The following is a 22,634-nucleotide window of genomic DNA, read 5'->3' on the forward strand; positions in this document are numbered from 1 at the left end:
TATGCCGATTACCGATCTGGTCGCACCCGAGGCGATCGTGCCGGCTTTGAAGGTCATCAGTAAGAAGCAGGCGCTGCAGGAGCTGGCAGCGCGCGCGGCTGCGCTGACCGGGCAGAACGAGCGCAACGTGTTCGAAGTCCTGCTGCAGCGGGAGAAGCTCGGAACCACGGCCGTCGGCTACGGCGTCGCGATTCCCCACGGCAAGCTGCCGAAGCTGGAGAAGCTGTTCGGCCTGTTCGCCCGGCTGGAGCGGCCGATCGATTTCGAAGCCATGGACGGCCAGCCGGTCGATCTCGTGTTCCTGCTGCTGGCGCCGGAAGGCGCCGGTGCCGACCATCTGAAGGCCCTGGCGCGGATCGCCCGCCTGCTCCGCGACCAGGATGTCGCCAAGAAGCTCCGCGCCTCGCGCGACGCCCAGGCGATCTATTCGGTGCTGGCGCTGCCGCCCGCTTCCGCGGCCTGACGTCGTATCGCGCCGCCCTGCAACGACCGAGAAAGCCTGCTGACGAGCCTCCGCGCGGCACCGAACCCGTTCGTCCGCGCGGGCGTGTGCAACGGCGTCGGCTCGTAGCCGAACTCGACGACGAGCTCCTGGAATGCCTCGCTGCGGAGCAGGTCGAAATGATGCGGCATCATTCGCTCCTTGTAGATGCCGACCTTCCGGCCGCGTCCCGATGACGTCAGGCCGCGGCCGAGCACATCGAGCTCCGCGGCCGTCTTGCGCGGAAGTCCCAGGTAGTCGCAGATGCGGTTAAGGACAGGAAACGACGACCGCGCCACATCGTCGATCGCGAGCTCTGAATAGAGCTCTTCGAACTTCACGGTCAGGCAGGCTGGCGAGTCCAGCCAGCTCATGAACTTTTTGATGCCCGATCGGGGCAAAGAGAGGAGGGTCGATGTGATTCGGGAGGCGTCATCGGGGTGGGCGGCCGATCCGGCCGACCGCAGATAGGCGTTCCACTTCCGCATCTTCGGGTAAGCCGCCGAGTGGTAGACGAAGTCGACCCAGCTCACGACGATGTCGCGGGGGTCGCGGACGATGAACAGCATCTTGTGTTCCGGTCTGCCCAGGAGATATTGCTCGAGATAGGGACAATACTCGGTGTGCGAGGCGCAGGAGTAGCCGGAGCGCAGGGCCGACGCCCAGAGCGGGGCCGGAAGCGCGCGTCCGTAGTCGAGCGAACCGTCCGGATTCAGCTTGCTGATCGATGACGTGTAGGTGTGATAGCCGACATCGACATGACCGCCCAGCGCTCTGACGAGTTCGACCAGCAGGTACGTCCCCGCTTTCGGCACGCTGTTGCAGATGACGTAGTAAGGGCTCGGCCCCGGCGGAGGACTGCCAAGAAAGACGTGTCGGTTGGGTAGGGTCCCGAGTGCAAGTTCTCGAAAGACGCCTGCATCAAGCCGTGATCCATGCATTTGCCATCCCTACACATGCTCGTCACACAGCGGACTAGCGCGTGCCGCAACAGGGACAACTTAAGGATTGGACACCTTCGCCTTAAACCGGGTCGGATTGTATCCGGTTGTCAAATCGACCGTTACGGACATCGACGGAAACAATTTTCTCAAAAGCACTTCGGCAGCCGCTTCGTCCTTCCCCGGCTATCGCAATGATCTCGCCAGGTAGCGCACCGTCTTGGCGCCGCCATGGATGCTGGCCGCCGCCAGCGGCGCGAAGCCGAGCGCAGCATGAAACGCGTCCGACTGCGGATTGGGCGGATCCAGATTGACCTCGCAGACGATGCGGTCGTGGCCCGCTGCGGTCGCTTCCCGAATCAGCTCCTCATAGAGCTGCCGCGCCAGGCCCCGGCCGCGGGCGGCCGGCGCCACCACGATGCGGTCGACATAGATGAACCGATCGTAGCGCGCGCGAAACCAGCGGTGATTGGGATTGTCATAGGCGGCGGCGTGGTCCAGCGCGATCATCAGCGCATCGGCCTCGCCAATCCGCCAGGCCCGCCATGCCTGATCGAGCAGCTGCATGAACGTTTCGGGCGTGAGCCACGACAGCTCGGAGGCATGCGCGTTGTTGAGCGCGAGCAGTGCGTCCGCGAGCGCAGGATCTGCACGCAACCCGGCCGCGCTCATGGGTGTTGTCAGCAAGGTCATGCGCGGCGATCGTTCCGGGCAGAAAAACGGGCCGTCCCCGTTTCCGGGGACCGCCCTCGTGTCAGTCCGTGAGCCGCGTGCTCCTCATGAGCATCGAGTCTCACGAGAGCGGTCGCTGCAAGCGCTGCGGCTCGGCCTTTGCGTCAGTGGACGCTCACGGCCTGGAGTTCGTGGCTCCACGCATTCGCAATCGCTGCTTCGCGGCTGTCGGTAAGCATGATCGGCGTGCCGTCGGCGGCATGCAAGGCGAACAGCTTCAGTCCCGGCGCGATGTGCGGCGCCTGCGGAAACAGTCCCGGTACGTCTTCGGAGCGGATCTGCTTCACATAAGCGATGTGGCCCTCGCCCAGGGTCGCCAGTGACTCCAGGGAGACGGGGGATTCCGACGCGACATTACCTTCAGTCATGGTCTCGACTCCTTCTGAGACTCAAGCGGTCGAGTCCGCTACTCGTTCCATCAAACCATTATTCGTGTTCATTGATAGCGATTGTCTTAACGATCCGCTCAGGCTCCGGCCTGGCCAGATCGACCGACAACAACCCGTTCTTCAGGTCCGCACCGAGCACATGCATTCCCTCCGCCAGCACGAAGGTGCGCTGGAAGTGGCGCGCGGCGATGCCGCGATGAATGTATTGCCTGGTCTTGTCGTCCTGCTGCCGGCCGCGGATGACGAGCTGGTTTTCCTCAATGGTGACATCGAGTTGGTCGCGGGTAAAACCCGCCACCGCCAGCGTGATCCGCAGACGCTCGGGCTGGCCATTGGTGCGCTCGAACCGCTCGATATTGTAGGGCGGATAACCGTCGGCACCTTTGACGACGCGGTCGAGCACGCGCTCGATCTCGTCGAAGCCCAGCAGGAACGGACTGGAGAGCGAAGGAACACGAGACATGGTTTACAAAGTCCTCTCGAAGCGACTTTGATGTATCAGGGCCCTGACGGCACCCCTTGAGCAGCAATATGGGCACGATCCGGGGCGCGTTCAAGCACCCCGAATGCGCCGGAACGGCCAGCCTGTGGAAGGGTTTAAACGGACAGCCGCTGCCGGCCGTCGGCCGAGAACAGATGCAGCTTGGCCCGCGGCGCCACGGCGCGGATCCGCGCGCCGATCTCCGGCGCGGCGGTGCCCGGCAGCCGCACGATGATGTCGTTGGCGGTCGCGGTGAGCCGGTCATCGCTGCCCATATCCTGGCGCGCGCCATAGACATAGGTCTCGGCGCCAACATGCTCGATCGCCTCGACGCGGAGGTCGAGCCCGACCCCGCCCGCCGGAACGGTGTCGCCGAGCTGGAAATCCTCAGGCCGGATGCCGAGCTGGCCCGCCTCTGCGGGAACCGCGTCGGCGCCGTGCAACTGGGCGCGCACGCCATCGGTCGGCATCAGGTTCATCGGCGGTGCGCCGATGAAGGACGCGACGAAGGTGGTCGCGGGCTTCTGATAGATGTCGAGCGGATTGCCGATCTGCTCGACCTTGCCGCCGTTCATCACCACCAGGATGTCGGCGAGCGTCATGGCCTCGAGCTGGTCGTGGGTGACGTAGATCGCGGTGGTGTTGAGCCGGCGCTGCAATTTGCGGATCTCGACCCGCATCGCGATGCGCAGCTTGGCGTCGAGGTTGGACAGCGGCTCGTCGAACAGGAACACCTTGGGTTGGCGCACGATGGCGCGGCCCATCGCCACGCGCTGGCGCTGGCCCCCGGACAGCTGCCGCGGCTTCCGCTCGAGCATGGAGCCGAGCTCGAGAATGCGCGCTGCGTCCTCGACGCGCGTCCTGATCTCCTTCTCCGCCATGCCGCGATTGCGCAGGCCGTAGGCCATGTTGTTATAGACGGTCATGTGCGGATAGAGCGCATAGTTCTGGAACACCATCGCGATGTCGCGATCGGCAGGCTCGATGGCATTGACAATGCGGCCGCCGATGTCGATCTCGCCCGACGTGATCGTCTCGAGCCCCGCGACCATCCGCAGCAGGGTGGATTTGCCGCAGCCCGACGGCCCGACCAGCACGCAGAACTGACCATCGCCGACATCGACATCGACGCCTTTGATGGCTTCGAAGCCGCCGGGATAGACCTTGCGGACGTTGCGGAGTGTGACGTTGGCCATGGGTTACCTAGCGAATAGCGAATGGGGAGTGGCGAAGAGGGAAGGGGGACGAAGCGAGCCGTTGCGCGAACATCCCTGTTCGCCACTCGCCATTCGCTATTCGCCCCCTCGTCACTTTTCCGTCTCCACCAGCCCCTTGACGAACAGGCGCTGCATGACGACGACGACGAACACCGGCGGCAGCATCGCGAGCACGGCGGTCGCCATGACGACCGGCCACTCCGTCAGCGCGTCGGTCGTCGTGATCATCTTGCGGATGCCGATCTGGATGGTCTGCATGTCGTCGCGCGTGGTGATCAGCAGCGGCCAGAGATATTGATTCCAGCCGAGGATGAACAGGATCACGAACAGCGCCGCCATGTTGGTGCGCGACAGCGGCAGCAGGGTGTCCCAGAAGAAGCGGAGCGGCCCGGCGCCGTCGATGCGGGATGCCTCCAGGAGCTCATCCGGCACGGTCATGAAGAACTGGCGGAACAGCAGCGTGGCGGTGGCGGACGCGATCAGCGGCAGCGCGAGCCCCGCATAGCTGTCGAGCATGTGCAGGTCGGCGACGATCTTGTAGGTCGGATAGATGCGCACCTCGACCGGCAGCATGAGGGTGATGAAGATCAGCCAGAAGATCGGCATGCGGAACGGGAAGCGGAAGTAGACGACCGCATAGGCCGAGATGATCGAGATCGCAATCTTGCCGACGGCGATCAGCAGCGCCATGACCAGCGAGTTCAGCAGCATGGTCGCCACCGGCTCGCGGGTCGAGCCGCTCGTGCCGACGAAGATGGTCTGATAGTAGGTCGACAGGAAGTGCCCGCCCGGCAGCAGCGACATCTGCCCGTTGGCGATGACCGCATTGTCCTGCGTCGAGGCGACGAACGCGAGATACACCGGGAACGCCACGATCGCGATTCCGATCCACAGGATGGCGTGCGCGACGTAGCGTCGAATGCCTTCTTGCTCGACCATCAGTAGGTCACCTTGCGCTCGACGAAGCGGAACTGGATCGCCGTCAGCACGATGACGATGACCATCAGAACGACGGATTGTGCGGCCGACGAGCCGAGATTGCCGCCGAGCAGGCCGTCCGTGTAGACCTTGTAGACCAGCGTCTCGGTGGACTTGCCCGGGCCGCCACGGGTCATCGTGTCGATGATGCCGAACGTCTCGAAGAAGGCGTAGACGATGTTGATCACCAGCAGGAAAAAGATGGTCGGCGACAGCAGCGGGAAGGTCACGGTCCAGAACCGCCGCATCGGCCGCGCGCCGTCGATCGCGGCGGCCTCGAGCACGCTGCGGGGGATGCTCTGCAGCCCGGCGAGGAAGAACAGGAAGTTGTAGGAGATCTGCTTCCAGGCGGCCGCGAGGATGATCTGCAACGCCGCCTGGTCGCCGTCGAGCAGCGGATTCCAGTCGATGCCCATCGCGCGCAGATAGCGCGAGATCACGCCGAGCGACGGATGCAGCATGAAGATCCAGAGCACGCCCACCACCGGCGGCGCGACCGCGTAGGGCCAGATCAGCAGCGTCCGGTACAGCGTGACGCCGCGCAGCGGCTTGTCCGCCATGACCGCGAGCAGCAGCGCGACCGAGAGCGACGAGAGTGCGATGGCGAAGGAGAAGCCGAAGGTGCGGAGAATGGCTTGAAAATAGTCCGGCTGACTGAGCAGGTCGGCGTAGTTCTCGAACCAGACGAAGCTCGTGGACAGGCCGAACGCGTCCTGCAGCAGGAACGACTGGATGACGGCCTGGATCGCGGGCCAATAGAAGAAAATCAGCACGATCGCGAGCTGGGGAGCGACCAGCACGAACGGCAGCAGTTTTGATTGGAAGATGGCGTTCTTCTGCATGGTCGGTCGGCGAGCCGGCAGGCCGCGGGTGGCCTGCCGGCTCTTGGCCTCACTTCACGGCCGTCTTTTCGAACTGGCGCAGCATCTGGTTGCCGCGCTCGACCGCGGCGTCCAGCGCCTGCTTGGCGGTCTTCTTGCCGGCCAGAGCCTGCTCGATCTCCTCCGACCAGACGTCACGCAGTTGCACCATGTTGCCAAGACGCAGGCCGCGGGAATTCTCCGTCGGCTCCTTGTTGGTCAATTCGAGCAGCGGCGTCTCCAGGTAGGGCTGATCCTTGTAGAAGCCCTCGGCCTTGGCCTTCGCGTAGGCCGCCTTGGTGATCGGCAGATAGCCCGAGGCCTTGTGGATATAGACCTGACGATCGGTGTCCGAGAGGAAGGTCAGGAACTTCGCCACGCCCTTGTATTCGTCCGCGCTCTTGCCGCCCATCACCCAGAGCGAGGCGCCGCCGATGATCGAGTTCTGCGGTGCGCCCTTGGCGTCGGGATAATAGGGCATCGGCGCAGCGGTGAAGGCGAACTTGGCCTGCGCCTTGACGTTGCCGAAGAACGCCGACGAGGTCAGGTAGATCGGGCATTCGCCCGAGGTGAAGCGGCCCTCGCCGGTGTTGGTGCGGCCGGCATAGTCGTAGGTCTTGTCCTTCTGCAGCTCGACCAGGTTTTCGAGATGCTTCACCTGCAGCGGACCGTTGAACTCCAGCACGGTGTCGAAGCCGTCGAGACCGTTCGCCTTGCTGGCGAGCGGCACGTTGTGCCAGGCGGAGAGCTGCTCGAGATTGACCCAGGTGACCCACGAGCCGGAGAAGCCGCAGGTCGGATGGCCGGCCGCCTTCAGCTTCTTGGCGGTCTCGAACAGCTCGGGCCAGGTCTTCGGGATCTCGGCGTTGACCTTCTTCAGCTCGTCGAGATTGACCCACATGACGGTGGACGAGGAGTTGAAGGGGAAGGAGAGCATTTCGCCCTTCGAGGTCGAATAGTAGCCGGTGATGGCCGGCAGGTAGCTCTTGGGATCGAACTTCTCGCTGGCGTCCTGCATCAGCTTGTAGACCGGCTTCACGGCGCCGGTGGCGGCCATCATCGTGGCGGTCCCGACCTCGAACACCTGCATGATATGCGGCGCATTGCCGGCGCGGAAGGCGGCAATGCCGGCATTCATCGTGTCGGCGTAGTTGCCCTTGTAGGTCGGAACGACCTTGTAGTCGGTCTGCGAGGTGTTGAAATCGTTGGCGAGCTTGACGATGACGTCATTGTTGGCGCCGGTCATCGCGTGCCACCACTGAATCTCCGTCACCGCATGTGCGGGTGCGGCGGCGCCAAGGACCAGCGTGGCTGCCGCAGCGGCGGCGGTCCAGAATTGTCGAAGTGACATTAAAAAATACCTCCCATGGAACGTCATCGGCGTCGCGGCCGTAGCAGCGCGAGATGACAGTTTTGTGAATGTATAACCGGTTGGACCGTCAGCGGAAAGCGCGTTCGTCGCGGCTTCGCGGCGGAATGCCGCGACTTGCGCGAGACAGCGCGGCGCCGGGGCGATGCCCCAGGCGACGCTAGCGTGGGGAGACGACAGGCTGATGGCGCTTCAGCGCTTGCGCTCGGCGCACACCGTGCCCTGGGACAGCAGGGCCTGGATCTCGTGCTCCGAATAGCCGAACTCGCTGAGCACCTCCTGCGCATGCTGGCTGAACTTCGGCGGCGTGGAGCGCAGGGTCGGCTTGGTGCGTTCGAGCCGGATCGGCGACGCGACGCCCTTGTACCAGTCCTTTTCGATGACATCGCCGCGGTAGATCGTGTGCGGATTGGTCAGCGCCTGGTCGATCTTCTGCACGGGTCCCGCCGGCAGGCCGGCCGCGAGCAGCCGGTCGCACAGCGGCTCCGCCTCGAATTGGCTGAAGACGGCGGCGAGCTCGGCGCGCAGCGCCTCGCGATTGGCGACGCGATCCTTGTTGCGGGCGAAGCGCGGATCGGTGCCGAGCTCCGGCCGGCCGATCTCCTTGGCGAGCTTGCGGAAGGTGCCGTCATTGCCGACGCCGATGAAGATATCGTCCGTCTTGGTCGGGAAGATCGCGTAGGGAACGAGGTTCGGATGCTCGTTGCCGGTCAGCGACGGCGGCTTGCCGTGCATGAAGTAGTTTGCGGTATGCGGATGCATGATCGCGAGGCCGGTCTCATACAGCGTGACCTCGAGGAACTGGCCGAGCCCAGAGCGCTGCCGTTCCGACAGCGCCATCAGGATGCCGATCGCGGCATAGAGTCCGGTGGTGATGTCGACCAGCGGCACGCCGATCCGCATCGGTCCGCTCTGCGACGAGCCGGTCGCGGCGATCATGCCGGTCATCGCCTGGATGATCGCGTCATAGCCGGGATTGCCGCCGCGCGGACCGTCGGCGCCGAAGCCGCAGATGCGGCAGTGCACCAGCTTCGGGAATTTCTCGCGCAGTGTGTCGCTGCCGATGCCCCACTTCTCCAAGGTGCCGGGCTTGAAGTTCTCGATCAGCACGTCGGCGGTCTCGAGCATCCGCATCAGCACGACGCGGCCACCCTCGGAAGCGAGATCGAGGCCGATCGAACGCTTGTTGCGGTTGATCCCGACGAAATAGGCAGCGTCTTCGTCGTGGAAGGGAGGGCCCCAGTCGCGGACCTCGTCGCCGGCCGGCGGTTCGACCTTGATCACGTCGGCGCCGTGATCGGCCAGGATCTGTGTGCAGTAGGGCCCGCCGAGCACGCGCGTCAGATCGATCACGCGCAGTCCGGCCATGGCGCCGGGAGCAAATTGGGGTGTCATCGGATGTCGCGAGGTTGGTTTCAGCTCGCGGCCATTAAGCATTGCTGCGGCGCTGGTGCAAACGCGGCTCGCCGAATGGCGCCGTCGCGAAAACGCGAGGCCTGCCCTGCGGCGGACGCGGGAAAACGCTGCCGCAGGGCGGAATTCAGCCTCAGACGACGGTCAGCTTGACATCGACATTGCCGCGCGTGGCGTTGGAATAGGGGCACACCTCGTGCGCCTTGGCGACCAGAGCCTCGGCGTCGGCCTTGGCGAGGCCGGGCAGCGACACCGCGAGCTCGACGGTGATGCCGAAGCCGCCTTCTGAACGCGGGCCGATGCCGACGGTCGAGGTCACCGACGTGTCGGCGGGAACCTTCGGGCCGCCCTGCGAGCCGACAAACTTCATCGCGCCGATGAAGCAGGCCGCATAGCCGGCCGCGAACAACTGCTCCGGATTGTTGCCGGCGCCACCGCCGCCGCCGAGCTCCTTCGGGGTGGAGAGCTTGACCTTGAGCGAGCCGTCGAGGGTCGCGGCTTCGCCGTCGCGGCCGCCGGTCGCCTTGGCGCTGGTCTTGTAGAGCACGTTCACGGACATGGGGTGTCTCCCGGGTTGGATGGACGAATTCAGTGGAACCATATTGCACACAATTAAATTGTGAACAATATAATTGTTCGGTAGAAAATTCGTGATCGGGGCGCCGGGCCCGTTGTCGACCCGAGGCGTGCGGGCTCAAGATGCCGATAGGATCGACCTGTGGTGACCTCGATGCGAAAGAAGTCCGCGGCAGACCTGCCGCTCCAGCTCGGCAACCAGCTCTGCTTCGCCGTCTATTCAACCGCCCATGCCTTCAACCGGGTCTACAAGCCTTTGCTCGACCGTCTCGGCCTCACCTATCCGCAATATCTGGTGATGCTGGTGCTGTGGGAGCGCGACGGCCTGTCGGTGAAGGAGATCGGCGAGCGGCTATTCCTGGATTCCGGCACGCTGACGCCGCTGCTGAAGCGGATGGAGGCGCTGCATTTCATCAGGCGGACACGATCGGCCGAGGACGAGCGTCAGGTGATCGTCACCCTCACCGCCCAGGGCGCGGGACTACGCGACAAGGCAAGGTCGATCGTGCCGCCCGCGATCCTGGATGCGACGGGCTGCTCGCTCGCGGAACTGGCCGACCTGCACGGCAAGCTGGTGCGCCTGCGGGAGCATTTGAATGCGGCGGTGGAGGGGTGAGGGCCCTAAAGGCGCTTCTTAGCGAAAGCGCGGCCTGAACCGGACTTGAGATATTTCTCAAAAGCAACTGCCTGCTTTACGTCGTTGAAGGCGACGTATGTCTTGAGCCTCCATGGCCGAAATTTTGACGTATGCGGAACTTCACCGGCATTGTGCTTCGTGACTCGGGCCGGAACGTCGTCGGTGATTCCAGCGTAGAAGTGCTCACCATCCAAACTTTCGAGAATATAGACGAACTTCATGCCCGCGCGCGTCCATAGTGCGGTTCAGGCCGGCATTTTGGTGAGCTTACACGTGGAGTCTAGCTACTTCTTGGAATTGCCCGCTAACGAGACGCGGTGGATCAATCAGGTCCGCCTTCGCCTTCCCGCCTCCGCCCAACAGGGCTGCGGCGTCCAGGCTACGGCGCGACAGCCTTCACTCGCTTCGCGCAATTGGCAGATTGGGGTGGCTTGCCGAGCCGAAGCTCGCGAACGTTGAAGGTCCGCCTTCGCCTTCCCGCCTCCGCCCAACAGGGCTGCGGCGTCCAGGCTACGGCGCGACAGCCTTCACTCGCTTCGCGCAATTGGCAGATTGGGGTGGCTTGCCGAGCCGAAGCTCGCGAAGCGAGCGAAGGCTGGTGGAGCCAGGCGGGATCGAACCGCCGACCTCTTGCATGCCATGCAAGCGCTCTCCCAGCTGAGCTATGGCCCCTGAACCGAGCCGGCGGTCTGGGTGACCGCCGGGGAGCACCGTGAACCACAGTTCGCGGCTGATCTCAAGTGTCTTCGACGATTATTCTTCGTCGCCGCCGACATCACCGATGATGTCGGTCACGTCCTCGTCGCCTTCTTCCTCGTCGGCGATGAAGGTCGAGTCATCATCCTCGTCGTCGTCGAGGGTCTCGTCGATCTCGATGTCGTCCTCGGTCTCAGGCACGACGGCCTTGACCTTGCCGGTGTTCTCCTCGGCATCGGCCTCCTCGAGCGACACCAACTCCTCGGCCTCGGCGGGCTCGACCACGTCGGCCGCCGCAGCGGCACGCGCAGCCTCGCCGCGCATCGCGCGGGTCGGAGCCACCGGCGCGATCGGCACGACCTCGCCGGTGTAGGGCGAGATCACCGGGTTCTTGTTGAGGTCATAGAACTTTTTGCCCGTCGTCGGGCAAATGCGTTTGGTTCCGAGCTCGGATTTGGCCACGTGCAGGCGTCCTGGCAATGTCTGAAAAGCGGTGTCTCACTTGGCTAGTTGCCGCGCCGCTGTCAATAGCGCTGTCAACGGGAAAATCACCGCTCGTGACGGAGGGCGGGGGCTGTGATACCTGCCGCGTCCGAAACACGAGGATCCTGCCGTGAGCACGTCAATCGCCCCGACTTCCCTGGAATCACGCGCCTCCGGGCCCCTCTCGGGCACGATTCGCGTGCCCGGCGACAAGTCGATCTCGCACCGGGCGCTGATCCTGGGGGCATTGTCGGTCGGCGAGACCCGAATTTCCGGCCTGCTCGAGGGCGAAGACGTCCTCAACACCGCCCAATCGATGCGGGCCCTGGGTGCGAAGGTCGAACGCACCGGCGACTTCGCGTGGACCGTCCGTGGCGTTGGGGTCGGCGGCTTCGCCCAGCCGAGCGCGCCGCTCGATTTCGGCAACTCCGGCACCGGCTGCCGGCTGGTGATGGGCGCCGTCGCCGGCTGCCCGATCTCGGCCGTTTTCGACGGTGATGCCTCGCTGCGCAGCCGCCCGATGCGGCGCATCCTCGACCCGCTGGTGCTGATGGGCGCCAAGGTCACCGCCATCGCCGAGGGCGGCAAGCTGCCGTTGACCCTGCAGGGGGCCAGCAACCCGGTCCCGATCGAATACCGCACCCCCGTCGCCTCGGCCCAGATCAAGTCGGCCGTGCTGCTGGCCGGCCTCGCCGCGCCCGGCGTCACCACGGTGATCGAGCAGGAGGCGAGCCGCGACCATACCGAGCTGATGCTGAAGCATTTCGGTGCCGAGATCGTGACCACGCCGGAAGGCACCCACGGCCGCCGCATCGCGCTGACTGGCCAGCCGGAGCTAACAGGCGCGCCGGTAATCGTGCCGGCTGATCCGTCGTCGGCGGCGTTCCCGCTGGTCGCCGCGCTGATCGTCGACGGCTCGGATCTCGTGCTGTCCGACGTCATGACCAATCCGCTGCGGACTGGCCTGTTCACGACCTTGCGCGAGATGGGGGCCTCGATCGAGGAGGACGACGTCCGCGGCGATGCCGGCGAGCCGATGGCGCGCCTGCGCGTGCGCGCCTCCAAGCTGCGCGGCGTCGTGGTGCCGCCGGAGCGGGCGCCGTCGATGATCGACGAATATCTCGTGCTGGCGGTCGCCGCCGCCTATGCCGAGGGCACGACCGTGATGCGCGGCCTGCATGAGCTGCGCGTCAAGGAATCCGACCGGCTCGAGGCCACCGCGGCCATGCTGCGTGTCAACGGCGTCAAGGTCGAGATCACCGGCGACGATCTGATCGTCGAGGGCAGGGGCCATGTGCCGGGCGGCGGGCTGGTTGCGACCCACATGGACCACCGCATCGCGATGTCCGCGCTGGTCATGGGGCTGGCCTCCGACAAGCCGGTCACCGTCGACGATACCGCCTTCATCGCCACCAGCTTCCCCGATTTCATCCCGCTGATGTGCAAGGCGGGCGCGGATTTCGCATGATCATCGCCATCGACGGCCCGGCTGCCTCGGGCAAGGGCACCATGGCCAAGCGTCTCGCGGCGCATTACGGCCTCAGGCACCTGGATACGGGCGTGATCTACCGAGCGGTCGCGCATGCGCTACTGACCGCCGGCATCGATCTCAAGGACGAGACGCGGGCGGCGGACGTCGCCATGGCCCTGGATCCCTCGACCTTCGACAACCCGGCGCTCAGGTCGCACCAGGTCGGGTCCGCGGCCTCCGTGGTCTCGGCGTTGCCGAAAGTGCGCGAGGCGCTGGTGGCTTTCCAGCGTCAGTTCGCGAGCCAGCCGCCCGGCGCCGTGCTCGACGGCCGCGACATCGGAACCGTGATCTGCCCGGATGCCGAGGTGAAGATCTACGTCGTCGCCGATCCCCGCATCCGGGCGCATCGTCGCACCCTCGAGGCGCTTTCACGTGGGGAACCGGCGGACGAGGCGGCCATTCTGGCCGACATCCTGGCGCGCGACGAGCGTGACCAGAACCGGGCCGTCGCGCCTTTGAAACAAGCCCCGGATGCTTACTTGCTTGACAACTCCCATTTGGATATAGAAGGCGGCGTCCGGGCCGCCATCGATATCGTCGAGGCCGTTCGAGCGGGCCGTCAGCGGGTTTGATTTCCGCCGGCGTCATTGGAGGAATGCCCGCTCCCGCCCTTGACCGTCGATAGCTCGATTGCGGTTCAATCGAGTCCGATCATCCGGACGCACTTCATACGTATCGCATGTGCAGGCACTGCCGGCCCGCGTCGTTTGCGCTTATAGCGCGGCGCGCGGACGTCTGGGGATTTGTGGACCTCCAGGCACTGTCCATTCGATGCGCCGATCAACCCAAGCTGGCGAGAATGTCCGCATCTGGAGAACAAATGGCTTCGAGTACCTCTGCTTCTTCCTACAATCCCAGCCGCGATGATTTCGCCGCGATGCTGGACGAGTCCTTCACCAAGGGCAACCTGCAGGAAAGCTCCGTCGTCAAGGGCAAGGTTGTTGCGATCGAGAAGGACATGGCCGTCATCGACGTCGGCCTGAAGACCGAAGGCCGCGTGGCGCTGCGCGAATTCGCCGGGCCCGGCCGTGACAGTGAATTGAAGGTCGGCGACGAGGTCGAGGTGTTCCTCGACCGCATCGAGAACGCGCTCGGCGAAGCGGTGCTGTCGCGCGACAAGGCCCGCCGCGAAGAGAGCTGGGGCAAGCTCGAGAAGGCGTTCCAGAACAACGAAAAGGTCAACGGCGTCATCTTCAACCAGGTCAAGGGCGGCTTCACCGTCGACCTGGACGGCGCCGTGGCCTTCCTGCCGCGCTCGCAGGTCGACATCCGTCCGATCCGCGACGTCGCGCCGCTGATGAACAACTCGCAGCCGTTCCAGATCCTCAAGATGGACCGCCGCCGCGGCAACATCGTCGTGTCGCGCCGCACCGTGCTGGAAGAGACCCGCGCCGAGCAGCGCCAGGAGCTGGTGCAGAACCTCGAAGAGGGTCAGGTCATCGACGGCGTCGTCAAGAACATCACCGATTACGGTGCGTTCGTTGACCTCGGCGGCATCGACGGCCTGCTGCACGTCACCGACATCGCGTGGCGCCGCGTCAACCATCCGACCGAGGTGCTCAGCATCGGTCAGACGGTGAAGGTCAAGATCATCAAGATCAACCACGAGACGCACCGCATCTCGCTGGGCATGAAGCAGCTGCTCGACGATCCGTGGCAGGGCATCGAGGCGAAGTATCCGCTGCAGGCCCGCTTCCACGGCCGCGTTACCAACATCACCGACTACGGCGCGTTCGTCGAGCTCGAGCCGGGCATCGAAGGCCTGATCCACGTCTCCGAGATGTCGTGGACCAAGAAGAACATGCACCCCGGCAAGATCGTGTCGACCTCGCAGGAGGTCGAAGTGCAGGTGCTCGAGGTCGACAGCGTCAAGCGCCGCATCTCGCTCGGTCTCAAGCAGACGATGCGCAATCCGTGGGAGGTCTTCGTCGAGAAGCATCCGACCGGTTCGGTGGTCGAGGGCGAGGTCAAGAACAAGACCGAGTTCGGCCTGTTCCTGGGTCTCGAAGGCGACGTCGACGGCATGGTCCATCTGTCGGATCTCGACTGGAAGCAACCCGGCGAGCAGGTCATCGACAACTACAAGAAGGGCGACATGGTCAAGGCCGTGGTGCTCGACGTCGACGTGGAGAAGGAGCGCATCTCGCTCGGCATCAAGCAGCTCGAAGGCGATCCCTTCGCCGAGCCGGGCGATGTCAAGAAGGGCGCGGTCGTCACCTGCGAAGTGCTCGACGTCAAGGACGGCGGCATCGACGTCAAGATCACCGGCACCGACTTCACCACCTTCATCAAGCGCTCCGAGCTGGCGCGCGATCGCAACGACCAGCGCACCGAGCGGTTCGCCGTCGGTGAGAAGGTCGATGCCCGCGTGATCCAGTTCGACAAGAAGGCCCGCAAGGTGCAGGTGTCGATCAAGGCGTTGGAAGTCGCGGAAGAGAAGGAAGCCATCGCGCAGTACGGCTCGTCCGATTCGGGCGCCACGCTGGGCGACATCCTGGGCACCGCGCTCAAGAACCGCGACTCGAAGTAAGCCTTCGGTTCGCGTGATCAGATCAAAGCCCCGGCGAAAGCCGGGGCTTTTTTTGTTCCAGCGAAGCAGAGATACGCGCTCTGTTCCGGGCGGACCGGGCATCCGGCCGCTTCGCCGCAAGCCTTCCTTTCTTCAAATTGCGCCGCGATTGATGTAATCGGATAACGAGATATTCAGGCTGCGGATGCAAAACGCGCCGAGACTTCCAGGAGCTGTCCATGTCGCTTGATTCGGATGTGATCGTCGATCGCCGCAGGCTGCGCCGCAAGCTGACGTTCTGGCGCGTCGTCGCGGTGCTGATTGCGATTGCGGCTCTTTCCGCCATCGGTCTGGCGATGTCGCCGCGCGGCCGCACCGCGCTCTCGACCTCTGGCTCGATCGCCCGCGTCAATATCGAGGGCCTGATCCGCAGCGACCATGAGCGCGTCGCGGCGCTGGAGCGGCTGGAGAACTCCTCGGCGGAAGCCGTCATCGTTCACATCAATTCGCCGGGCGGCACCACCGCCGGCTCCGAGCAGCTCTACGACTCGCTGGTGCGGCTGAAGGCGAAGAAGCCGCTGGTCGTCGTCGTGGAAGGCCTGGCGGCTTCCGGCGGCTATATCGGCGCGATCGCTGCCGATCACATCGTCGCGCAGCAGAGCTCGCTGGTCGGCTCGATCGGCGTGCTGTTCCAGTATCCGAATGTCGGTGAGCTGTTGAAGACGGTCGGCGTGAAGATCGAGGAGGTCAAATCCTCGCCGCTGAAGGCCGCCCCCAACGGCTATGAGCCGACCAGCCCGGAAGCGCGCGCGGCGCTCGACGCCCTGGTCAAGGATTCCTACGCCTGGTTCCGCGGACTGGTGAAGGACCGCCGCGCCATGAACGATGAGCAGTTGGAGAAGGTGGCCGACGGCCGCGTCTTCACCGGCAGGCAGGCGATCGAGCTGAAGCTCATCGACGAGCTCGGCGACGAGAAGGCCGCCGTCGCGTGGCTCGTCGCCAACAAGAACGTCAAGAAGGACCTTCCGGTGCGCGACTACAAGCTCACGCCGCGGTTCGGCGATCTGACCTTCCTGCGAACGGCGACCTCGATCGCGCTCGATGCCGTCGGCCTCTCCGGGATCGCCCGCCAGATCGAGCGCACCGGCGTGGTCCAGGCGGTCGATCGGATTGGTCTCGACGGCATGCTCGCGCTCTGGACGCCCGCGCCGGGCAATTGAACCCGCCAAGACCATCCTCAGGGCGATCTTCCCGTTTTGCGTGTGCCACGGCGAGGCCCCGTACCGGGCCTCGCAACCCGATTCATGGCCGCGATGAATGATTTAGCGTCTTGACAGTCCAGCATATTTTCACGGAAATGGGACTTGTCTCCCCGGGTACATTTTCTCGATGATCAAATCCGAGCTTGTTCAGCGTATCGCCGAGCACAACCCGCATCTCTACCAGCGGGATGTCGAGAACATCGTCAATGCGATCCTCGATGAGATCGTCGCGGCGCTCGCCCGCGGTGACCGCGTCGAGCTGCGCGGCTTCGGCGCCTTCTCGGTCAAGCATCGGCCGGCCCGCGCCGGGCGCAACCCACGGACCGGAGCTCATGTGCCGGTGGACCAGAAAAGCGTCCCGTTCTTCAAGACGGGCAAGGAAATGCGCGAGCGGCTGAACCGGGACAATCCCGCCGGCGCAGCGGCTGACGACGCCGACGATTGAAGCATCTCGCGCCGGCCGTGCTAATCGTCTGCGGCTGATTTCGAGGCGAATCCGGCCTGACTGACACGAGCGAGCGCATGCGAAAATTCTTCACTGTCGTGGTCGTCCTTCCGCTGCTGGTGCTGTTCGTCATCTTCGCGGTCGCCAATCGGCATTTCGTTACCGTATCGTTTGATCCCTTCAACGCGACTGATCCGGCGCTTGCGGCGTCGGTCCCGCTGTTCGCCTTGATCATCGCCGTCGCGATCCTGGGCGTGATCGCGGGTGGCTGTGCCACCTGGATCGGCCAGCGCCGCTGGCGCCGGGCCGCGCGCCGCCATCAGGCCGATGCCGAAGCGGCCCGCGCGCAGGTGGCGCAGTTGAGCGCCGCGGCGCGTGCAAATCAGGGCTCTGCGCAATCTCTGGTTCCGGCTGCGCCGGCGCGGCTTTTCGCCCCTTATGGGCGAGACAAGCAGGGCGCCGCGTTGTAGAAGGCGCCAAAGCTCGGCGGCCTTCGAAGCCGCCGGCTTCTGGTGATCCTTTCCGCCCGGACGTGCGTTGTTCATCGATGTCCCTGATCGTCAAAATCTGCGGCCTGACCACGCCCGACACCCTCGCTGCGGCGCTCGACGCGGGCGCCGACATGGTGGGCTTCGTGTTCTTTCCGCCGTCCCCACGCCATGTCGGTCTGACGGCCGCGCGTGAGCTGGGTCGTGACGCCAGGGGCCGCGCGCTCAAGGTGGCGCTGACCGTCGATGCCGACGACGCGACTGTCGAGAACATCGTCGAGACCCTGCACCCCGATCTCCTGCAGCTGCACGGACGTGAAAGCGTCGCGCGCATCCGTGACCTCAAGCAGCGCTTCGGCCTGCCCGTCATGAAGGCCATCCCGGTCGCGACCGCCGCCGATCTCGCGCCGCTGGCGGGCTATGCCGATGTGTGCGATCGCATCCTGTTCGATGCGCGGGCGCCCAAGGATGCGACCCGCCCCGGCGGCCTCGGTGCCACCTTCGATTGGCGTCTGCTACAGGGCCTGAAGCTCGATCGCCCGTTCATGGTCTCTGGCGGCCTGAGCGTCGACAACGTCGCCGAGGCCGTGCGGATCACCCGCGCGGGCGGCGTTGACGTGTCATCGGGCGTCGAGCGGGCGCCGGGTGTGAAGGATTGCGACATGATCCGGGATTTCATTCGCGCGGCGCGGGCCGCTGAAGAGTTGAGCGTTCAATGACGACAGCCATTCCCAATTCCTACCGCAGCGGTCCGGACGACCGCGGTCACTTCGGCATTTTCGGCGGCCGCTTCGTCGCCGAAACCCTGATGCCGCTGATCCTCGATCTGGAAAAGGCCTATGCGGAGGCCAAGGCCGATCCCGCGTTTCATGCCGAGATGAACGGCTATCTGAAGAACTACGTGGGCCGGCCCTCGCCGCTGTATTACGCAGAGCGCCTGACCGAGCATCTCGGCGGCGCCAAGATCTACTTCAAGCGCGAGGAGCTCAATCACACCGGCTCGCACAAGGTCAACAACGTGCTCGGCCAGATCATGGTCGCGCGCCGCATGGGCAAGAAGCGCATCATCGCCGAGACCGGCGCCGGCCAGCACGGCGTGGCGACGGCGACGCTGTGCGCGCGCTTCGGTCTCGATTGCGTCGTCTACATGGGCGCGGTCGACGTCGAGCGGCAGCAGCCCAACGTGATCCGCATGGAGATGCTCGGCGCCAAAGTGGTGCCGGTGCAGTCCGGTGCGAAGACCCTGAAGGATGCGATGAACGAGGCGCTGCGTGACTGGGTCACCAACGTCCACGACACGTTTTATTGCATCGGTACCGTCGCCGGCCCGCACCCCTATCCGATGATGGTGCGCGATTTCCAGTCGGTGATCGGCAACGAGACGCGCACGCAGATGCAGGAGGCCGAGGGCCGGCTGCCGGACTCGCTGATTGCCTGCATCGGCGGCGGCTCCAATGCGATGGGTCTGTTCCATCCGTTCCTCGATGATCCCTCGGTCGAGATCTATGGCGTCGAAGCGGCGGGCCATGGCCTGACGCATCTGCACGCCGCCTCGATCGCCGGCGGCCGCCCCGGTGTGCTGCACGGCAACCGCACCTATCTGCTGATGGACGAGGACGGGCAGATCGAGGAGGCGCATTCGATCTCGGCCGGTCTCGATTACCCCGGCATCGGGCCAGAGCATTCCTGGCTGCACGACGTCGGCCGCGTGAACTATTTGTCGGCGACCGACGAGGAGGCGCTTGCGGCGTTCCAGCTGCTGTCGCGGCTCGAGGGCATCATTCCCGCGCTGGAGCCGGCGCACGCGATCGCCAAGGTCATGGACCTCGCGCCGAAGAAGCCGAAAGACCACTTGATGGTGGTCAACATGTCCGGCCGCGGCGACAAGGACGTGCCGCAGGTCGGCGATATCCTGCGAGGAAGGGCGAAGGCATCGTGACCAGACGGATGGATGCGCGCTTCGCGCAGTTGAAGCAGGAAGGCCGCTCGGCGTTCGTCACCTTCGTCATGGGTGGTGATCCCGATCCCGAGACATCGCTCGCCATCGTCAAGGCGCTGCCGCAGGCGGGCGCCGATATCATCGAGATCGGCATGCCGTTCACCGATCCGATGGCCGATGGTCCGTCGATCCAGGCGGCGGGTCTGCGCGCGCTCAAGGCGGGGATGACCCTGAGGAAGACGCTGCAACTGGTGCGCAGCTTCCGCGAGAGCGATGCTGACACGCCGATCGTGCTGATGGGCTACTACAACCCGATCTACATCTACGGCGTCGACAAGTTCCTCGATGATGCGAAGAGCGCCGGCGTCGACGGCCTGATCATCGTCGACCTGCCGCCGGAGGAAGACAGCGAGCTGTGCATTCCCGCCCTGAAGGCCGGGCTGAATTTCATCCGGCTGGCGACGCCGACGACCGATGACAAGCGGCTGCCGGCCGTGCTCGCGAACACCTCCGGCTTCGTCTACTACGTCTCGATCACCGGCATTACCGGCGCGGCGGCGGCGGATTCGTCCGCTGTTGGAGCCGCCGTGGCCCGGATCAAGCGGCATACGGCGCTGCCTGTCTGCGTCGGCTTCGGCATCCGGACACCGGAGACCGCCCGCGCCATCGCCGCCAATGCCGACGGCGCCGTGGTCGGCACCGCCCTGGTCGACGCGCTCCGCGCCAGCCTCGATGCCGAGGGACGCGCGACCGCCAAGACGGTGAGCGCCGTCGCCGATCTGGCCGCTGCGCTGGCAAGGGGCGTGCACAGGGCGCAACAGGCCGCGGAATAGGCCGTCAACCACTATTCGACCGGGCGTCGCGGCCGTCTTGCCGTGACCCCGTCGTCCCGCCATATATCCGGGCGACCGCAACACGGAGCGACACATGAACTGGCTTACCAACGTGGTCCGGCCGAAGATCCGCAACATCCTGCGCCGCGAGACGCCGGAGAACCTCTGGATCAAGTGCCCGGATTCCGGACAGCTCGTGTTCTACAAGGATGTCGAGGCCAACCAGTTCGTCATTCCCGGCTCCAACTACCACATGCGCATGGGCGCGGTGGCGCGGCTGAAGTCGATGTTCGACAACGAGACCTGGTTCGACGTCGCCCTGCCCGAGGTGACGCCCGATCCGCTGAAATTCCGTGACGAGCGCCGCTATGCCGACCGCATCAAGGATGCCCGGGCGCGGACCGGCATGAACGATGCGGTCAAGGTCGGCTTCGGCAAGCTCGAAGGCATGGGCGTTGTCATCGCCGTGCAGGATTTCGATTTCATGGGCGGCTCGCTCGGCATGGCCGCGGGCGAAGCGATCGTGCGTGGCCTCGAGCTCGCGGTCGAGAAGAAGTCGCCGTTCATCGTGTTCGCGGCCTCCGGTGGCGCGCGCATGCAGGAAGGCATCCTGTCCTTGATGCAGATGCCGCGCACGACCGTGGCCGTGCAGATGCTGCGCGAGGCCAAGCTGCCCTACATCGTCGTGCAGACCAATCCGACCACCGGCGGCGTCACCGCGTCCTACGCGATGCTCGGCGACGTCCACATCGCCGAGCCCGGCGCGCTGATCGGGTTCGCCGGCGCCCGGGTGATCGAGCAGACCATTCGCGAGAAGCTGCCCGAAGGTTTCCAGCGCGCTGAATACCTCCTCGACCACGGCATGGTCGACATGGTCGTGCATCGTCATGACCTGCGCCCGACCCTGGCGCGGCTGTGTCGCCTGCTGACCAAGGCGCCGGCTGTCGAACACGCCAAGCCCGCGCCGCAGCTGCCGCCGCCCGCGAAGGCCGTTGAGGCGGCGGATGCGCCGGCGGTCGCGCCGACCGCGTGAACGATCTCGCCAAGTCACCGCCCTCGCTCGACGAGTTGATCGCGCGGCTGTCCGTGCTGCATCCGAGCAAGATTTCGCTCGGGCTCGAACGCATGCACCGGCTGCTCGGCCAGCTCGGTCATCCCGAGCGCAAGCTGCCGCCGGTGATCCACGTCGCCGGCACCAACGGCAAGGGCTCCACTGTCGCCTATCTCCGTGCCATGCTCGAAGCGGCGGGCCTGCGCGTCCACGTCTTCACCTCGCCCTGGCTGGTGCGCATCAACGAGAGCTATCGGCTCGGCAAGGTCGGCGGCGGCGTCCTCGTCGACGACGAGGAGCTGATCTCCGCGCTGCTGGAATGCGAGCGTGTCAATGCGGGCGCGCCGATCACCTTCTTCGAGGTCAAGACCGTCGCGGCGCTCGTGCTGTTCGCGAAGCATCCGGCCGATGTCGTGCTGCTCGAGGTCGGCCTCGGCGGCCGGCTCGATTCCACCAATGTGCTCGAGCAGGTCGCAGCGTCGGTGCTGACCCCGATCGGCATGGACCACATGGAATTTCTCGGCGACACCCGCGCGCTGATCGCGGCCGAGAAGGCCGCCATCATCAAGCGCGGCTGTCCGGTGATCTCGGCCGCGCAGGAGCCCGATGCCATGGCCGTGATCGAGCGTGAGGCCAGGCGCCAGCGCGCGCCGTTGTTTGCCGCCGGCGAGAGCTGGCACGTCAGTGTCGAGCGCAACCGGCTCGTCTATCAGGACGACCGTGGTCTTCTTGATCTTCCGGCGCCAAAACTGTTCGGCCGGCATCAGTTCGACAATGCGGGCCTCGCGATCGCGACCTTGCGCGCGGTCGATCAGTTCAAGCTCACCACCAAGGCGTTCGAGGACGGCATCGTCGGCGCTGAATGGCCGGCGCGCATGCAGCGGCTGTCGAGCGGTGCGCTCACCGCCATCGCCCCGCAGGGCGCGGAGATCTGGCTCGATGGCGGCCACAACGCGGACGGCGGCCGCGTCGTTGCGGCGGCGATCGGCGACCTCGAGGAACGCGTGTCGCGGCAGCTCGTCGTGATCGTCGGGATGATGGGCAACAAGGATGCGGCGGCGTTCCTCGCCAATTTCGCGGGCCTGACGCGGCACATCATCGTCGTGCCGATACCCAATGAGAGCAAGGCGATGGCGCCGGCTGATCTGGCCGCCGCCGCGCGCACGCTCGGCATGCGCGTCGAGATCGCCGATGGCGTCGCGTCCGCGCTCGCCAGCATCGCGCGGCTTGCCTATGAGGTCCCGCCGCGTATCCTGATCACGGGGTCGCTCTATCTCGCAGGGCACGTGCTCGACCTCAACGGCACGCCGCCGACCTGAGGGG

25 protein-coding genes and 1 tRNA gene are annotated in these 22,634 nt (G+C 65.2%); 13 read left to right on the forward strand and 13 right to left on the reverse strand.

The genetic code is table 11. From position 1 onward, the window contains the following. Position 1: 1 nt before the first annotated feature. Complete coding sequence (ptsN, locus tag QX124_RS25420) at positions 2-463, forward strand: PTS IIA-like nitrogen regulatory protein PtsN (protein ID WP_315716874.1); 462 nt, start codon at positions 2-4, stop codon at positions 461-463. Here the strand turns inward: ptsN and QX124_RS25425 are convergent. The 10 genes from QX124_RS25425 to QX124_RS25470 all read right to left on the reverse strand — a co-directional run bounded on the left by QX124_RS25425 (position 424) and on the right by QX124_RS25470 (position 9,420). Then, positions 424-1,422 carry a sulfotransferase domain-containing protein gene (locus QX124_RS25425; RefSeq protein WP_315798611.1) on the reverse strand — a complete coding sequence of 333 codons (999 nt, stop codon included), beginning with the start codon at positions 1,420-1,422 and terminating at the stop codon, positions 424-426. The genes ptsN and QX124_RS25425 overlap by 40 nt on opposite strands. 186 nt (positions 1,423-1,608) lie before the next feature. Then, positions 1,609-2,115 carry a GNAT family N-acetyltransferase gene (locus QX124_RS25430; RefSeq protein ID WP_315798612.1) on the reverse strand — a complete coding sequence of 169 codons (507 nt, stop codon included), beginning with the start codon at positions 2,113-2,115 and terminating at the stop codon, positions 1,609-1,611. Between the two features lie 143 nt (positions 2,116-2,258). Further along, positions 2,259-2,522: a DUF1150 family protein gene (locus QX124_RS25435; RefSeq protein ID WP_009026315.1), complete on the reverse strand. Its 264-nt coding sequence runs from the start codon at positions 2,520-2,522 to the stop codon at positions 2,259-2,261. Positions 2,523-2,580: 58 nt separating this feature from the next. Continuing rightward, positions 2,581-3,006 carry an Hsp20 family protein gene (locus QX124_RS25440; RefSeq protein WP_006613108.1) on the reverse strand — a complete coding sequence of 142 codons (426 nt, stop codon included), beginning with the start codon at positions 3,004-3,006 and terminating at the stop codon, positions 2,581-2,583. Positions 3,007-3,140: 134 nt separating this feature from the next. Further along, complete coding sequence (locus QX124_RS25445; protein ID WP_315758164.1) at positions 3,141-4,220, reverse strand: sn-glycerol-3-phosphate import ATP-binding protein UgpC; 1,080 nt, start codon at positions 4,218-4,220, stop codon at positions 3,141-3,143. A 111-nt stretch (positions 4,221-4,331) separates the two neighbouring features. Then, positions 4,332-5,180 (reverse strand): sn-glycerol-3-phosphate ABC transporter permease UgpE, encoded by an 849-nt coding sequence (ugpE, locus tag QX124_RS25450; RefSeq protein WP_315758163.1) that lies wholly within the window; start codon positions 5,178-5,180, stop codon positions 4,332-4,334. Beyond that, positions 5,180-6,061, reverse strand: a complete 882-nt coding sequence (gene ugpA / locus QX124_RS25455) for a sn-glycerol-3-phosphate ABC transporter permease UgpA (protein WP_315741244.1) — start codon at positions 6,059-6,061, stop codon at positions 5,180-5,182. The genes ugpE and ugpA overlap by 1 nt, the downstream gene beginning before the upstream one ends. 49 nt (positions 6,062-6,110) lie before the next feature. Further along, entirely contained in the window at positions 6,111-7,430 is a 1,320-nt protein-coding gene (ugpB, locus tag QX124_RS25460; protein WP_315758162.1) for a sn-glycerol-3-phosphate ABC transporter substrate-binding protein UgpB, read from the reverse strand. Positions 7,431-7,640: 210 nt separating this feature from the next. Next, positions 7,641-8,843: a CaiB/BaiF CoA-transferase family protein gene (locus QX124_RS25465; protein ID WP_315798613.1), complete on the reverse strand. Its 1,203-nt coding sequence runs from the start codon at positions 8,841-8,843 to the stop codon at positions 7,641-7,643. A 151-nt stretch (positions 8,844-8,994) separates the two neighbouring features. Beyond that, positions 8,995-9,420, reverse strand: coding sequence for an organic hydroperoxide resistance protein (locus tag QX124_RS25470; protein WP_315741241.1), 426 nt, complete (start codon positions 9,418-9,420; stop codon positions 8,995-8,997). Between the two features lie 171 nt (positions 9,421-9,591). Here QX124_RS25470 and QX124_RS25475 point away from each other — a divergent pair, with 171 nt between their 5' ends. Next, positions 9,592-10,053, forward strand: coding sequence for a MarR family transcriptional regulator (locus QX124_RS25475; protein WP_315741240.1), 462 nt, complete (start codon positions 9,592-9,594; stop codon positions 10,051-10,053). A gap of 5 nt (positions 10,054-10,058) precedes the next feature. On the opposite strand, the gene QX124_RS25480 is transcribed toward QX124_RS25475, so the two are convergent. The 3 genes from QX124_RS25480 to QX124_RS25490 form a co-directional block, all read right to left on the reverse strand. Beyond that, complete coding sequence (locus QX124_RS25480) at positions 10,059-10,295, reverse strand: GIY-YIG nuclease family protein (protein ID WP_315778433.1); 237 nt, start codon at positions 10,293-10,295, stop codon at positions 10,059-10,061. Between the two features lie 375 nt (positions 10,296-10,670). Beyond that, positions 10,671-10,746, reverse strand: a tRNA-Ala gene (locus tag QX124_RS25485). Between the two features lie 81 nt (positions 10,747-10,827). Next, a complete protein-coding gene (locus QX124_RS25490) occupies positions 10,828-11,232 on the reverse strand; it encodes a TIGR02300 family protein (RefSeq protein WP_315741238.1) in 405 nt (134 codons plus the stop codon). A 151-nt stretch (positions 11,233-11,383) separates the two neighbouring features. On the opposite strand from QX124_RS25490, the gene aroA reads away from it, so the two are divergent. From aroA to QX124_RS25545, 11 genes are all read left to right on the forward strand, one after another. After that, complete coding sequence (gene aroA, locus QX124_RS25495) at positions 11,384-12,721, forward strand: 3-phosphoshikimate 1-carboxyvinyltransferase (protein WP_315798614.1); 1,338 nt, start codon at positions 11,384-11,386, stop codon at positions 12,719-12,721. Then, entirely contained in the window at positions 12,718-13,356 is a 639-nt protein-coding gene (gene cmk / locus QX124_RS25500; RefSeq protein ID WP_315784873.1) for a (d)CMP kinase, read from the forward strand. Before aroA ends, cmk begins: the two co-directional genes overlap by 4 nt. 248 nt (positions 13,357-13,604) lie before the next feature. Then, positions 13,605-15,314 (forward strand): 30S ribosomal protein S1, encoded by a 1,710-nt coding sequence (gene rpsA, locus QX124_RS25505; protein WP_315741235.1) that lies wholly within the window; start codon positions 13,605-13,607, stop codon positions 15,312-15,314. A 218-nt stretch (positions 15,315-15,532) separates the two neighbouring features. Next, the gene (gene sppA / locus QX124_RS25510; protein ID WP_315741234.1) at positions 15,533-16,513 is read left to right on the forward strand and encodes a signal peptide peptidase SppA; all 981 of its coding nucleotides are present in this window, start codon (positions 15,533-15,535) and stop codon (positions 16,511-16,513) included. 169 nt (positions 16,514-16,682) lie between these two features. After that, the gene (locus QX124_RS25515) at positions 16,683-17,000 is read left to right on the forward strand and encodes an integration host factor subunit beta (RefSeq protein ID WP_315716888.1); all 318 of its coding nucleotides are present in this window, start codon (positions 16,683-16,685) and stop codon (positions 16,998-17,000) included. Positions 17,001-17,077: 77 nt separating this feature from the next. Then, complete coding sequence (locus QX124_RS25520; RefSeq protein ID WP_315798615.1) at positions 17,078-17,470, forward strand: lipopolysaccharide assembly protein LapA domain-containing protein; 393 nt, start codon at positions 17,078-17,080, stop codon at positions 17,468-17,470. 77 nt (positions 17,471-17,547) lie between these two features. Next, positions 17,548-18,207, forward strand: coding sequence for a phosphoribosylanthranilate isomerase (locus QX124_RS25525; protein ID WP_315798616.1), 660 nt, complete (start codon positions 17,548-17,550; stop codon positions 18,205-18,207). Beyond that, on the forward strand, positions 18,204-19,427 hold the full coding sequence (gene trpB / locus QX124_RS25530; RefSeq protein ID WP_315778428.1) for a tryptophan synthase subunit beta: 1,224 nt from the start codon (positions 18,204-18,206) through the stop codon (positions 19,425-19,427). Before QX124_RS25525 ends, trpB begins: the two co-directional genes overlap by 4 nt. Beyond that, entirely contained in the window at positions 19,424-20,260 is an 837-nt protein-coding gene (gene trpA, locus QX124_RS25535; RefSeq protein WP_315798617.1) for a tryptophan synthase subunit alpha, read from the forward strand. The genes trpB and trpA overlap by 4 nt, the downstream gene beginning before the upstream one ends. Before the next feature lie 94 nt (positions 20,261-20,354). Then, a complete protein-coding gene (accD, locus tag QX124_RS25540; protein ID WP_315741229.1) occupies positions 20,355-21,293 on the forward strand; it encodes an acetyl-CoA carboxylase, carboxyltransferase subunit beta in 939 nt (312 codons plus the stop codon). After that, positions 21,290-22,630, forward strand: coding sequence for a folylpolyglutamate synthase/dihydrofolate synthase family protein (locus QX124_RS25545; RefSeq protein WP_315798618.1), 1,341 nt, complete (start codon positions 21,290-21,292; stop codon positions 22,628-22,630). The genes accD and QX124_RS25545 overlap by 4 nt, the downstream gene beginning before the upstream one ends. Positions 22,631-22,634: the final 4 nt, after the last annotated feature.

The organism is Bradyrhizobium sp. SZCCHNRI3043, from assembly GCF_032377735.1.
Classification (GTDB): domain Bacteria; phylum Pseudomonadota; class Alphaproteobacteria; order Rhizobiales; family Xanthobacteraceae; genus Bradyrhizobium.

Excerpts from the sequence above, each read along its gene's own strand:
- trpB (WP_315778428.1), top strand. The coding sequence starts at position 18,204 with ATGACGACAGCCATTCCCAATTCCTACCGCAGCGGTCCGGACGACCGC.
- sppA (WP_315741234.1), top strand. The coding sequence starts at position 15,533 with ATGTCGCTTGATTCGGATGTGATCGTCGATCGCCGCAGGCTGCGCCGC.
- QX124_RS25465 (WP_315798613.1), bottom strand. The coding sequence starts at position 8,843 with ATGACACCCCAATTTGCTCCCGGCGCCATGGCCGGACTGCGCGTGATC.
- QX124_RS25480 (WP_315778433.1), bottom strand. The coding sequence starts at position 10,295 with ATGAAGTTCGTCTATATTCTCGAAAGTTTGGATGGTGAGCACTTCTAC.
- QX124_RS25520 (WP_315798615.1), top strand. The coding sequence starts at position 17,078 with ATGCGAAAATTCTTCACTGTCGTGGTCGTCCTTCCGCTGCTGGTGCTG.
- QX124_RS25475 (WP_315741240.1), top strand. The coding sequence starts at position 9,592 with ATGCGAAAGAAGTCCGCGGCAGACCTGCCGCTCCAGCTCGGCAACCAG.
- QX124_RS25430 (WP_315798612.1), bottom strand. The coding sequence starts at position 2,115 with ATGACCTTGCTGACAACACCCATGAGCGCGGCCGGGTTGCGTGCAGAT.
- QX124_RS25515 (WP_315716888.1), top strand. The coding sequence starts at position 16,683 with ATGATCAAATCCGAGCTTGTTCAGCGTATCGCCGAGCACAACCCGCAT.
- QX124_RS25435 (WP_009026315.1), bottom strand. The coding sequence starts at position 2,522 with ATGACTGAAGGTAATGTCGCGTCGGAATCCCCCGTCTCCCTGGAGTCA.
- ugpB (WP_315758162.1), bottom strand. The coding sequence starts at position 7,430 with ATGTCACTTCGACAATTCTGGACCGCCGCCGCTGCGGCAGCCACGCTG.
- QX124_RS25470 (WP_315741241.1), bottom strand. The coding sequence starts at position 9,420 with ATGTCCGTGAACGTGCTCTACAAGACCAGCGCCAAGGCGACCGGCGGC.
- cmk (WP_315784873.1), top strand. The coding sequence starts at position 12,718 with ATGATCATCGCCATCGACGGCCCGGCTGCCTCGGGCAAGGGCACCATG.
- QX124_RS25525 (WP_315798616.1), top strand. The coding sequence starts at position 17,548 with ATGTCCCTGATCGTCAAAATCTGCGGCCTGACCACGCCCGACACCCTC.
- QX124_RS25425 (WP_315798611.1), bottom strand. The coding sequence starts at position 1,422 with ATGCATGGATCACGGCTTGATGCAGGCGTCTTTCGAGAACTTGCACTC.
- ptsN (WP_315716874.1), top strand. The coding sequence starts at position 2 with ATGCCGATTACCGATCTGGTCGCACCCGAGGCGATCGTGCCGGCTTTG.
- QX124_RS25440 (WP_006613108.1), bottom strand. The coding sequence starts at position 3,006 with ATGTCTCGTGTTCCTTCGCTCTCCAGTCCGTTCCTGCTGGGCTTCGAC.
- ugpA (WP_315741244.1), bottom strand. The coding sequence starts at position 6,061 with ATGCAGAAGAACGCCATCTTCCAATCAAAACTGCTGCCGTTCGTGCTG.
- ugpE (WP_315758163.1), bottom strand. The coding sequence starts at position 5,180 with ATGGTCGAGCAAGAAGGCATTCGACGCTACGTCGCGCACGCCATCCTG.
- rpsA (WP_315741235.1), top strand. The coding sequence starts at position 13,605 with ATGGCTTCGAGTACCTCTGCTTCTTCCTACAATCCCAGCCGCGATGAT.
- accD (WP_315741229.1), top strand. The coding sequence starts at position 20,355 with ATGAACTGGCTTACCAACGTGGTCCGGCCGAAGATCCGCAACATCCTG.
- QX124_RS25445 (WP_315758164.1), bottom strand. The coding sequence starts at position 4,220 with ATGGCCAACGTCACACTCCGCAACGTCCGCAAGGTCTATCCCGGCGGC.